General features: G+C 53.8%; 11 protein-coding genes. 10 read left to right on the top strand and 1 reads right to left on the bottom strand.

Going from position 1 to position 12282, the window contains the following annotated elements:
• Nucleotides 1-552: 552 nt before the first annotated feature.
• Nucleotides 553-1602 (bottom strand): virulence RhuM family protein, encoded by a 1050-nt coding sequence (locus QP109_RS07600; RefSeq protein WP_277032772.1) that lies wholly within the window; start codon nucleotides 1600-1602, stop codon nucleotides 553-555.
• Nucleotides 1603-1997: 395 nt separating this feature from the next.
• On the opposite strand from QP109_RS07600, the gene QP109_RS07595 reads away from it, so the two are divergent.
• The 10 genes from QP109_RS07595 (at nucleotide 1998) to QP109_RS07550 (ending at nucleotide 12259) form a co-directional block, all read left to right on the top strand.
• Entirely contained in the window at nucleotides 1998-3617 is a 1620-nt protein-coding gene (locus tag QP109_RS07595) for an ABC-F family ATP-binding cassette domain-containing protein (RefSeq protein ID WP_285024203.1), read from the top strand.
• 87 nt (nucleotides 3618-3704) lie between these two features.
• Nucleotides 3705-4793 (top strand): tyrosine-type recombinase/integrase, encoded by a 1089-nt coding sequence (locus tag QP109_RS07590; protein WP_285024202.1) that lies wholly within the window; start codon nucleotides 3705-3707, stop codon nucleotides 4791-4793.
• Between the two features lie 66 nt (nucleotides 4794-4859).
• Nucleotides 4860-5663 (top strand): ParA family protein, encoded by an 804-nt coding sequence (locus tag QP109_RS07585; protein WP_285024201.1) that lies wholly within the window; start codon nucleotides 4860-4862, stop codon nucleotides 5661-5663.
• Nucleotides 5660-5968, top strand: coding sequence for a hypothetical protein (locus QP109_RS07580; protein WP_285024200.1), 309 nt, complete (start codon nucleotides 5660-5662; stop codon nucleotides 5966-5968). The genes QP109_RS07585 and QP109_RS07580 overlap by 4 nt, the downstream gene beginning before the upstream one ends.
• Nucleotides 5961-6296: a hypothetical protein gene (locus tag QP109_RS07575; protein ID WP_006680459.1), complete on the top strand. Its 336-nt coding sequence runs from the start codon at nucleotides 5961-5963 to the stop codon at nucleotides 6294-6296. The genes QP109_RS07580 and QP109_RS07575 overlap by 8 nt, the downstream gene beginning before the upstream one ends.
• Nucleotides 6297-6328: 32 nt before the next feature.
• A complete protein-coding gene (locus QP109_RS07570) occupies nucleotides 6329-7381 on the top strand; it encodes a hypothetical protein (protein WP_285024199.1) in 1053 nt (350 codons plus the stop codon).
• Nucleotides 7382-7532: 151 nt separating this feature from the next.
• Complete coding sequence (locus QP109_RS07565) at nucleotides 7533-9803, top strand: VaFE repeat-containing surface-anchored protein (protein WP_285024198.1); 2271 nt, start codon at nucleotides 7533-7535, stop codon at nucleotides 9801-9803.
• 120 nt (nucleotides 9804-9923) lie between these two features.
• On the top strand, nucleotides 9924-10793 hold the full coding sequence (locus tag QP109_RS07560) for a DNA adenine methylase (protein ID WP_285024197.1): 870 nt from the start codon (nucleotides 9924-9926) through the stop codon (nucleotides 10791-10793).
• A 174-nt stretch (nucleotides 10794-10967) separates the two neighbouring features.
• The gene (locus QP109_RS07555; protein WP_006680464.1) at nucleotides 10968-11330 is read left to right on the top strand and encodes a glutaredoxin family protein; all 363 of its coding nucleotides are present in this window, start codon (nucleotides 10968-10970) and stop codon (nucleotides 11328-11330) included.
• Nucleotides 11327-12259, top strand: a complete 933-nt coding sequence (locus QP109_RS07550) for a C40 family peptidase (protein WP_285024196.1) — start codon at nucleotides 11327-11329, stop codon at nucleotides 12257-12259. The genes QP109_RS07555 and QP109_RS07550 overlap by 4 nt, the downstream gene beginning before the upstream one ends.
• The last annotated feature ends 23 nt before the right edge of the window (nucleotides 12260-12282 follow it).

Genomic DNA, 12282 nt, shown 5'->3' with positions numbered 1-12282 from the left:
AGCATATATTTTCATCGTTAACCCAGTTCAGGGCCCATAAATCGAGAGATTCACACACACATTTTGTCGTTTAACCCACAAATGTTATATATCAATCGTTCATCATAGAAGCGTCGAGCAGACATGTAAACCTCCGAGTAAGGAGGCCGCCCCGGTCTCGCCACCGGAACAGGCCGCACATGAACGGAGCGACCTCCAAGCCCCCACCCGGGCCGCCATTCGGCGGCCACGTGTCCAGTTGCAACGAAAAAGCCCGGAATACCAACGAGGTTTTCGTTGATATTCCGGGCTTTGTCGAGACAAAGACGTCGGATTTGATAACTGTTACGTGAGAACGAGAACCTTCCGCTGAGTAGGAGGTTTTTGTTTTCAAGATCAATTCGGCAAGTTTTGTGGGCCTCATTACCCCATCACGGGTAATTTTCTTCTTTCGGATTCCGAAGCACGTTTTGGCTAGCGGGGGCGATTCTTGCCTTCCGTCAGCTAGTTCGACACTAGGGGGTTCGTACAATGTCAACGAGTTATCTGTCTTCACGTCTTCTTGAATTCGGCTTATCCGTCGGAATCAGGAATGTCATGATCGGCCTTTTTGGCTCTTGATTCAAGCCCTTTAATGGTTTCCAGATAGTCCTTCTCGACCTGTGAAGGTGTCTGTACCTGATATTTACGGTACTCAGCAGTTGCCTTGTCAATCGCTTTCTGGTGGCTGACTTTTCCTGCCCCTTGAAGCTGCTGTTGCCCAGTTGCTGCCAGGATATTGTCAAGATGCTCGACGTAGTCGCTCATGTACATCGGATGGTGATTCATAGCCTGCACTTCAGCAAAATCGAAGTAACCAGAAACTAGACGATTTAGCACCTTTAATTCGTCTTCCGTCAAATAGTTCTTGGCCACCTTGGTCTCTGCAAGAGTAGGCTGATTGCCCTTGAAAGTCGTTAAGCCCATGAAAGGTTTGGAAGCATCGGCTCGGCTATAAATGATTTCCGCCGCTGTGTGTCCGTGGGTAGCGTAATGCAACTTGTTCTGAACCATCTTAAAAAAAGCGACCGATTCCGCGCTCTTCGGGTCATAGTCAACACTAGTTGCGTATAGATCCAGCACTTGTCGGTACATCACTTTCTCCGACGAACGGATATCGCGGATCCGCTCGAGAAGCTCGTACCAATACGATCCACCACCAAGGTTCTTAAGTCGCTCATCATCTAGGGTGAAGCCCTTGATGAGGTACTCTTTCAGTCTCTCGGTTGCCCAACGTCTAAATTGCGTAGCAGTCTTGGATTTAACCCGATATCCCAGGGAAATAATCATGTCTAGGTTGTAGTGAGGCAGCGTCCTCGCCACGTTGCGGCTACCCTCACGGCGAACCTGTCGGAAATCCCGACAGGTTGCCTCCCCATCAAGTTCACCCTCAGCGTAGATGTTTCCAATGTGCTCGACAATGTTAGACCTTGAACTTTGAAAAAGCTCCGCCATCTGCTGCTGCGTAAGCCAAACCGTCTCACCCTCAAGTCGAACCTCGATACGTACAGTGTTCTCTGGGCTCTGGTAGATCAACATCTGTCTATTGGGCTCGTCAGTTCGACTATTGTCTTCTGTGGCCATGACGCTCCCTTCCGCACGAGTGATGAGATCGACCACTAGGCGATTTGCAGTAGCTGGTCAGCAACCGAATCGCAGCGCATTTACCAATAATTGTAGTTTACGAGCCACGGTGTTTTGAGAGACGACAGATCAGGTGGTTTATATCAATTTTTCAACGTGCAATTGGAATTATCCGAGCGCTGGATATTTCAGCTATTTGATTAGGGCTGGAGAAAAGAGCGGCGTAACTGCGGTTCTGTGGCTACCAAACAACGAGTCAGTTAGAATCAATGAAAGCGGCGTGCTTGACGCCAGTCGTGTTTTTAGCATCGAGGGGTTATGTTCCGATGACTTTGTGATCTCTACTCAGCCCAGCTGAGACGCTACCCATCTACCGTCGCGTCCTGGAGATCATTATGTCTGCAATCAACCTCGATAATATTTCTTTTTCTTACTCATCTGTACCGCTGTTAGATCACATCAGTTTGCATGTCGGTGACGGCGAACGCGCCTGCCTGATCGGCCCCAACGGGTGCGGTAAAACTACGCTGCTCCGGATAGCGTCAGGTATCTTGATACCGGAGACAGGAACCATCAAATTCGACGGCGTGGAGCCCGAGCTTTTCCGCGTTCCGATTATTGAAGAATCCAACGGAACGGTCGAAGACTATCTCGATTCTGCACTTAGTTCGCTGCGAACTATTGCTACCCAGTTTTATGCTGCCTCTACCCGACTGGAGAGCGATTTTGCTCCTGGTGAGGTGAGCCGGGAATATGACCGATTGCTTGCCCAAATGGCAAGCCTCGACATTTGGACGCTAGATGCTCGGGTCGCTGAGGTTATGGACGGAATCGGTCTAGGGCTATTCATGGGGTCAATGCGTAGTCTGGGCACACTGTCTCCTGGCCAACTCGCTCGCCTTGAACTGGCAGCCACTCTCATCATGAAACCTAAAGCGTTAATTTTAGATGAGCCCACCAACCATCTCGACGGCGAAGCAATCGGCTTCCTCGCAAAAACAATCAGTAGCTGGAACGGCCCGGTGCTGATGAGCAGCCATGATCGGGCTTTCATCGAAGACACCGCAACGGTTATTTACGACATGGACACTCAGGTGTGGGATGCGCTGGCTAAAGCTGAAGGAAACGGCGAGGTAAAAGGCCTTTATCGGTGCGCGGGAAACTATTCCAACTATTTATCCGAGAAATCAGAAGCCCAACGCAAATACGCCGATATACATGCACTTCAACAAGCCGAAAAACGTAAGTTACGAAAACACAAGCAGGAAGCCAGAAAGATTGCCTCTGGCGGCGTACGGTTAGCCAAAGCTGAGGGGAAAGCAAAGAAGTTTTTTGCAGACCGTGCAGCCGCGACGGCTGAACGCCGGATGCGTAACGACGACAAGCGATTGCAGGTTCTAAGCAGCCAAGAGGTGCGCAAACCTCGCAACTATGACTTGTCGTTCCAGTTTGAACAACCATCAGATCGCGCAGGGATCGCGCTATCCACCAGGCAAGCAACGGTAAAGCAACGGCTTGCAGCTGTCAGTTTCGATCTCGCTTACGGCGAGCACTTGCTTGTCACCGGCCCAAACGGATCTGGGAAAAGTACGTTATTGAACTGGATTTACACCGCACAACCACCTGCCAAGGCCGAGACAAGCGGGACGATCACGCGCGGCAAACCAGTCAGCCTGGTTCCCCAGCGACTACCCAAAGAAAACGACCCAGGATTCAACACCGATGCCTGGCTTAAAGGAATAGGTGAAGCTGGGAAAGGTATCTTACCCCCGTCAATGTGGTCCACGTCCATCCCAAAATTATCGGCAGGTAACCAACGCCGAGCCCAAATCGCAGTAGCTATTGCCTCGACCCCTGCCATCCTCATCATCGACGAACCAACTAACTACCTCGATCTAGCCTCCATGGAAGCCCTTGAGGAAGCATTAACAAAATGGACGGGCACATTGATCATCGCGAGCCACGACCGATGGCTCATTGAACACTGGCAAAGTAGAAGAATCTGTATCCGCTAACGCAGGCGATTTTTCACACCCCCCCTAAGCGATACTCGCTAACGCAAAAGGGTACTTATCAAATCCGACGTCTAAGTGGAGCCACCTGTGGGAATCGAACCCACGACCTATTCATTACGCGTCGGGCAGAGGGTTCCCATCATTCTCGGCATCGTATCCGCACTAGCTTTGCCCTTCGTTTTTCTTTTTACTCGTATTGCCGACAATTACGGCAAGGCTGGCAACTATGGCGTTGTTGGCAATGACGGCAGTGACGGCACTGCCAGCAACGGTCGTTTTTTCAACAATTGGGCATATTTGTCAGTGGTATTGGCTGAAACTTTAGTCATGCTCAAAACTGTTATTCCCTTTGAACAACTCGCCCGCCTATGGACTGTAGAGATGTCCGCACGCTCTTTGTCAGTCAGGACGATTGATGAACGATTACGTGTCGTAGACCAATTCACTCAGCAAACGGGGGTGAACGCTCAGGTAGCCAATTTCGAGGACATTACTTTATGGCTTGCCTCGTTACCGTCTGCGATCACACGCCACACGTATTACGTGCATTTGCGAGCCTTCTATCATTGGCTGGTTATCAGTGATCGCCGTCAGGACAATCCTATGTCCCGCGTTGCAGCGCCTAAACGTCCTAAGTATCGACCGCGGCCTATCACAGATGAACAGTTGCGAGCTGTTCTCACCTCGCCTCTGCGTCCTGCTACGCGCACCCGCATCATGCTTGCTGCTTTTGCTGGGCTGCGAGTCCACGAAATAGCGAAAATACGCGGACAAGACATCGATCACGCAACGGGAATGATAACCGTGGTTGGGAAAGGCAATAAAACCGCTGTTCTTCCGGTGCATCCCATCATCTTGCGCGAGGCTGAACACTACCCTCTACGCGGTTGGTGGTTTCCTTCTTCTACATGCCCTCACACGCATGTAGAACGTCGGGCAGTTGGTTCAAGTATTTCTGACGCTTTTGCGCGAGCGGGTATCAAAATGACTTCCCATCAGCTACGCCACTATTTCGCCACAGCCCTACTCGAAGCAGGAGTAGACGCGCGGGTAGTACAAACCCTTATGCGTCACGAAAACCTGCAAACAACCGCGCTTTACATGAATGTTTCAGTGCGCCTACAACGCCAGGCTCTCGACCTACTACCAACCATGTTCAACGACTACCTGTTCTAACCGCCAGCACTGCCAGCAATGACGGCAATGCTGGCAACCGTAGACGTCTAATCCCATGAGGAGACAATGATGCTCACCATTTCACTGTGTAATCAAAAAGGTGGAGTTGGTAAATCAACTACCACCTATCACCTAGCCCGCGCCGCGGTTCTTGAGGGATTGCGCGTGATCGTCGTAGACCTTGATCCGCAAGGCAACATCACCAGTAGCCTCGCAAAACACCCAGTAGACGAGGACACTGCGGGGTTGGCTGACGTGCTCTCAAACCGAACCAAGCTACCGATAAGCGAAGTCACCGTACCTGGCCTATGGGACGGAGTAGACCTCGTACCCACCACGGGTGAGGCCCTACCAGTAGTAAGAGACGAACTAGTAGTAGCAGGAGCTGGACGCGAAAGCAGGCTACGCGCCGCCTTAAGTCCTATCGCGAGCAACTATGACGTGTGTCTTATCGACTGCCCACCATCACTCGACCAGCTCACAATCAACGGCCTGACCGCCACCGACATCACCCTGATCGTCACACACTCCAAACTCTGGAGCGCTAACGGCCTAGCCCGACTGCTGAGCTCTATTGACCAGATCCGCACCTACTACAACCCCACACTCACAATCGGGGGAATCATCATCAACCAGCACGAAGCCCGCACCACCAGCGGCGGGCACTGGATAAGCGAGCTAACCCATGAAGTAGAACAACGCGGACTAACAATCTTTAACCCACCCATCCCCAAACGGGTAGCAATCGCAGACAGCGTGGAAGCCAGTCAGCCACTAGAACAATGGCCCACACAAGAAGCAGCACAACTAGCCGACATCTACACCCAATACCTCCACGCAATCCACAACCACCAGGCAGGCAAACAATGAGCAAAATCAGTAACAAACAACTCTTAGCCACCTACAGGCAGGCGAGCAGTGAAGAAAAAGACATCTATCTGAAGTTGCTGTACAACGACACGGTAAACGTAACTCACTACCTCCAATACTGGATCGAACCAGAACACCTAACAGCAGGCCCTTACACGTGGGTAGAGAAAGTCCAACACGTGCTAGAAGGCAAAGACTTTGAGCAAATGCTCCAACTCCACACCCGCCTATCCGAAACCGCGCACGCCATAGACCGACTACGCAAACACATGCGAAAACTCGACGAAGGACACACTCATGACTAAACCACAACCTAGACGAAGCGCCCTAGCAGGCCACAGCGTCATCACCCAGACCCAGACCGAGGCCAAACCACGGGCACAAACACCCACACCCAAGACCCACTCCAGTGGTATCCAAAAGATCACTGTTCGGGTAGATGAAAAAGTGGCAGACGAAGCCCGTGGTCTATTCATCGCCAGCCTTGCCAATAATGGGCCGACTACGTGGAGCAAATGGGTAGAACAAGCCCTCATCGCCTACAACACGCAAGCCCGAGCGCGACTACACGCGCCTGTCCCACCACGCCAAATCGGCACCCTACCCGTCGGACCGCGCGGCCCCATCAACTAGACTCGACATCAACACAGGTCAAGGAAAACACCATGAGCACCAACGAAGCGCCCCACACCCCATTACAAGAAACAACTGATACTGCGATGAGCGAGCCAGTCTCTACGGTGACACCACCGTGGTATAAGCGCCCGCCCATTATTGCCACCATCGCCGTAGCACTCATCGCCGTGCTGGTTGTGGTTGGGGTGGTATGGAAAACCCACACTGATACGTTGAGCGCGCGCGAGGAATACCAGGCGACCCAGGCCACCTATCAGCAGACCTTGACCGAACTTGACCAGACTAAGACGCAAGCCAAAGCGCTTATTGATCTAGTGGCTCAGCGTGCTTTAGACACTGACACCACGGCTCTAGCCGTGGCGGTAGAAGAAGCAGACGCACTTTCAAGCGTTGAGGCCCAGGATGCTTCCGCGCTAGGACGTGAACAAGCCAAAGAAGCTACGCGCACGGTCAAGGACGCCCAAGGGGAGGCTCAAAGCGTGCTTGATAAGCTCACTGCTTCATTTGCTGGCGTTCGCGAACACGTCGCGGACGCGGCTACAACCACTTTTGACCAGGGGATAAAAACCCTGAATGAGGCAATCGAAGCCGCTGGCATGGCTAATCGCAACGGTGTAGACCAGGCTTTAACCGACCAGCTTGATACTGCCCTGAAAGACGCTCAAGCACTCGACCAAGCCGAGCCTGAAACGCTGGAGACCGTGGCCGATATTGAGGCCGTGTTTACCCGCGCAGACCAAGCAGGCACAGTAGCCAAAACCCTAAGCGATGCCACCACAGCGGTAAACGACGCGGCCACAGCCTACGCGCAAACCCAACAGGCTCAAAGCACGGGCGGATACAACGAAAGCAACGGTGGTGGCTACAGCACCAGTAACTACAGCAACTCGAACGCAGGCGGCAATGGTGGCGGTGGCTACAACGGTGGTAGTGGTGACGTGTGCGGCGGCGGACCATACTGCTATAACCCAAACTTCCCCGAATATAGCTATGACGCAGACGGATGGGCACACCATCAAGTCGTACCAGACGAGAATGGAACAGTTACCGACGCGGGCGGATGTATCGCTGGATGTGACTAGCAACCTGCGAATCCGATGAGTCATATATAAGGGGGACACTTCACCGTGAAGTGTCCCCCTTACTCTGTGCGCGCACACTCTACGTAAGTAGGTGAAGCCCCTGAATGGGTTTCGTGATCGATCATCAAACCTATATGAAAGTGGAGTAGTGATGAGTATTCCTATAACCACGCACGCTCAAGGCGCGCCTTGCGCCACTAAGGGCGGGCTGGCCTACCGGCTAGCTCTCGCTTTGACAGCGCTTGCTCTTATCTTTGTCGGCTCTCTGAGTGCCTTGCCGGCTCACGCGGCGGGCTCTTGGGTGCGAGGCGTGCCTATTGGAGGAAGTGTTGGCTGGCTGGGAACGTGGATTCCCTACCAAGGCCAGCCCACCCCAGGTCTGTGTATTCAGGCTGACGCGGTCAATCCCTCGGCGGCAGTTGCCGTCACCCCCGGAGAGCTGACGAGTCAGCCTGGCCTTAGCCGTCCGGCTGATCTGAGTGTTGATATTGCTCAGATGGCGTACATCATGAAGTGGTACACGCCAACCTCGCTTGAGTTTTCGAATACTGACGTAGACGCGGCCGCTACAGGTTTTCTTGCACACGTGAACTTTGAGAACTCGGGTCGCGCTCAGGCGAATGTCAATGAGCTACTCCAACTCACGCCGGCTAACATTCAAAACCGGGCACGCCAAATGGTCGCAGAAGCCAAAGCGGCCGGTGTCGCCGGATGGCAAGCAGGTGAACCAGAAACCACCAACCACATGTACGGCACGCTAGGTAAGTTGGGCTTAAAGAATGCTAACGGTAGTTTTATTGCGGGATACCCCTACACCATTACGCTAAATGGTCCAGCGGTGTTCGACGAAACGGGTACTAATACTTACACTGGCACCACTGCATCTACCCCCATTATGGGCATCAAGTGGCACTCAACCGCCAACGGCAAAGTCTTTGCTACGACGGAATACAAGAATGTTACTGCCCCTGTTCTCGGTTACGCGTCGCCTGGTGGTGGCAGGCAGGACGTGATTTACGATGTTAGGAAAGTTACGTCTAAGACCGTTCAGTCTCCGACGTGGGATGTTATCTTCGATTTCCGCCCCCAAGGCCTCTCAAATGTGGATACCGCTAAGGTCATTGACAGTGGCGCTGAGCTGACTGACACGTTCACCCCGAACGCTGACCCGAACTACGGGGACGGTAAGTGGCTCAACATTGATGGCACCAATGTGCCCGTGAACTACCGCGCAAGCCTCTACTACATCGACCCCCTCGCTCCAGCAGAACAGAGCGATACCGTGCCAGAAGGCGCAGAACTCATCAAGTCCGTCATCGTCAAAGCCAACGGGCCTGAAACGGTGCTTACCGCTAGCGCAGGGGCCGCACCCAAGGACGGTTTCTACACGTGGGTGTGGGAAGTAAAAGCCGATGACCAGGACGCTGCTTGGTCTCAGTACATTAAGGCCGACTTTGTTGACGACTATGGCATGGCAGACGAAACCACGTCAGTAAGACACCCAGCTCAGATTGATTCGAAGTTGAGTGTGCGTGACACCAAGGCGGGCACCTACCTAGTAGATGACGTGTTCGTCACCGGAATGCCCTCCGATCACCCCAACTTTGAAGGCGCAGCCGGATTCAAGGCAGACGAAAAACTCATCTCTCACGAGGTCTTGTTTTTCCCCGCTGGCCTTAAAGTAACCGAAGCGAACCGCGACAAGGCTGAAAAGATTGGTCAAACCGTCACCATTCCAGCCAAGAACGGTGTCTACCCCAGCGTTGGTGACACGTCGTGGATCGCTAAGAAGGGTGCAGACGGCAAGCTAGTAGCCGGCACCTACGTATTCATCTCTACTTTCGCCGGTGATGACCGCGTAACCCCATTGGCTACTTCTGTAGAGGATATGACCGAGCAGTTCACTATCACAGCTGATGGCCCGAAGCTCAAGACCACGTTCACCGGCGAAAACGGTGAAAAAACCTTGAAGCCTGGCAAGGACACGAAGCTGGTTGACAAGGTGTGTGACGCGAACGAGAAACTTGTTCCCGGAACTGAATACACCTTGAGGCTCAAGGTTCACAACAAGACCACCGGCAAGATGGTCATGGTAGACGGCACAGAGTATGAAGCGACCGCGAAGTTCACGCCCAACACTCCGCAAGACTGCGGGAAGGTAGTAGCCAACCTGGACACTACCGGCATGGCAAACACTGAACTCGTTGCCTTTGAATACGTCTACGACGCAAACGGGCAGCTCGTGGGCACCCACACGGATGCTGATGACACGGATCAGACCATTAAGCTCGCAGCCGCTGACAACTCCGGTGGCGGGTCGGCCCTGGCCAAGACCGGCGCAAACCTCGCACCGCTAGGCGTAGCCGCACTACTAGCCACGGGTGGTGCAGGTGCCCTCGTAGCTAAGCGACGCAAGAACTAACCCACAAGATCCCCTCCAGGGATAGTTAAGGCCCGCACCTTTTGGTGCGGGCCTTAACTGTGCGCGCACACCCTACGCAGTAGGTATGAGCGAAAACCAACTGCACAAACAAGGAACTGCATGAGGAACCTATCACCCCTGCGATACCCCGGCGGAAAAGTACGCCTCGCACCCTTTTTCGCCCAGCTTCTCGCTATCCAGGACCCCGTTCCCACCCGGTACGCAGAACCCTTCGCTGGAGGCGCTGGCGCAGCCTTACGCCTCCTCGACGAAGAATGCGTCTCCCACATCCACATCAATGATGTCCACCCCGGCATCGCGGCCTTCTGGCGTTCCGTAACTACTCACTCCGATGAATTCATCCAGCTCATCGAAACAACAAAGGTCACTATCAGTCAATGGCACGAACAGCGCGCAATCTTTGAAGCGGGCCCCAATGGAGACGATCTCGCCCTCGGCTTCGCCACTTTCTTCCTCAATCGCACCAACCGATCTGGCATCCTCACTGCACGCCCCATCGGTGGACTCAACCAGACCGGCAGATGGCTCATCGATGCCCGCTACAACAAACAAGGACTCATCTCGCGCATCAAACGCATCCAAGAATTAGCCGACCACATCACCGTGACCGAGCTTGATGCGCTCGATTTCCTTGACAGTATCGAGCACTACGAGGACAACATCTTTGTTTACGCTGACCCCCCATACGTCGTCCAGGGGAACAAGCTCTATCTCCACGCCTTCAATGCTGACGACCACAAAACCCTCGCCGATAAAATTCTGAGCGCTCCATACCCTTGGGTTCTCACCTACGATGATGAAAAAATCATCTGGCAAGATCTATATGGAGGCGAACGTTGTGCTCGCTTCAACCTCGCTCATACCGCACAAAACAGTCATATCGGGACAGAAACCATCATCTACGGGCCAACGATTAACGTCCCGCGCACTCAGGAAATCACCCCCGGCGTACAAGCCAATTGGATCTAACCTCATTAGCCAAAAGACTCAATCGGCGTACTCATGACGTCGCGAACGCTCTGGGTCAAATGAGCACCGAAGGGACGAATCGCAACCTCTCTCTGGCCCCTTCCAGGGATAGTTAAGGCCCGCACCAAAAGGTGCGGGCCTTAACTCTGTGCGCGCACAACCTACGTAGTAGGTATGAGCGAAAACATTACTATTTACACCACCCCGCACTGTCCAGGGTGTGCCCTGACCCAACGCAAGTTGGACAAGGCAGGAATCACCTACAACGCCATTGACTTAAGCAAGCGACCCGACCTGGTAGAACAGTTCAAAAACGAAGGCCTCCTATCAGCCCCGATCATAGAAACCCAAACGGGTCGCTCATCTGGGTTTAACCCCCAGCGCATCCGCGAAATCATCGCCCTGGCCACCCCTTACACCAAACCAGACCAGGCGGGCCGCGCAAACAATACCGGCCACACAAGCGCTGTCAGTACCCCCAGCCACACTAGGAACCTCGATCACGGTGTAACCACCGAGCAAGGGCGCGGGCTGTGAAAACGACACTCATCGCCGCAGCCCCGCTCATGCTCTTGCCTCTGATGATGACTGGAGGCGGAGCCGAAGGAGCAGGAGCGGGCCTAGAGGGAGTGCCCCCCGAATATGTGCAGGCCGTGATGAAAGCGGGGAGTATCTGCACCGAAATCACGCCGAGCCTCATCGCCGGACAAATCGAGGCTGAATCCGGGTGGGACGCGAAAGCTGTGAGCCCAGCCGGCGCACAAGGTATCGCTCAGTTCATGCCCGCCACATGGAAATCTCACGGGATAGACGCAAACGGGGACGGGGTGGCCGACCCGTTCGACCCTATCGATGCTATCGCCAGCCAAGGCCAGTTCATGTGCAAGCTAGTAGACACCGTGAAAGCCTACGTCGCGAGCGGGCAAGCAACAGGAAACGTGGTCGATCTTGCCCTAGCCGCATACAACGCGGGACCAGGAGCAATCCAACAATACCGGGGCATACCCCCATACTCTGAAACCCAAAACTACGTAACCAAAATCAAACAGCTGGCCAAAAAATACACTCAAAAAAGTGCTTCAGCCTCGTCCGTAGTGGCCACTGCCCAAAAATATCTTGGCACCCCCTACAAGTGGGGAGGCACCAGCGCGGATGGACTGGACTGTTCGGGCCTCATCGTGCGCGTCTACACCGACCTCGGCAAACCCCTCAACGCGCGAACCGCCCACGACATCATCACCGGCGCAGGCACACCCATAGACCAATCAGCCCTACAACCAGGCGACCTGATCGGCTTTTCCACTCCGGGCAGTGGCCACTACCACCACATCGGCATCTACGCAGGCAAAGACCCTGGTGGCAACCGACTCATGATCCACGCCCCCGACGTGGGCGGACACGTCGAACAAATACCCCTCGACACCCCCTACTGGCTCAGCTTGCACTGGCAAGCCGTCCGCATCTAACCAACCAAACAACCATTGAGGAG

Origin of the sequence: Pauljensenia sp. UMB9872 (assembly GCF_030212665.1) — a bacterium.
Taxonomy (GTDB): Bacteria; Actinomycetota; Actinomycetes; order Actinomycetales; family Actinomycetaceae; genus Pauljensenia; species Pauljensenia turicensis_B.
Note: the sequence above shows the minus strand (reverse complement) of the source record. Positions and strands in the feature narration are given on the sequence as shown.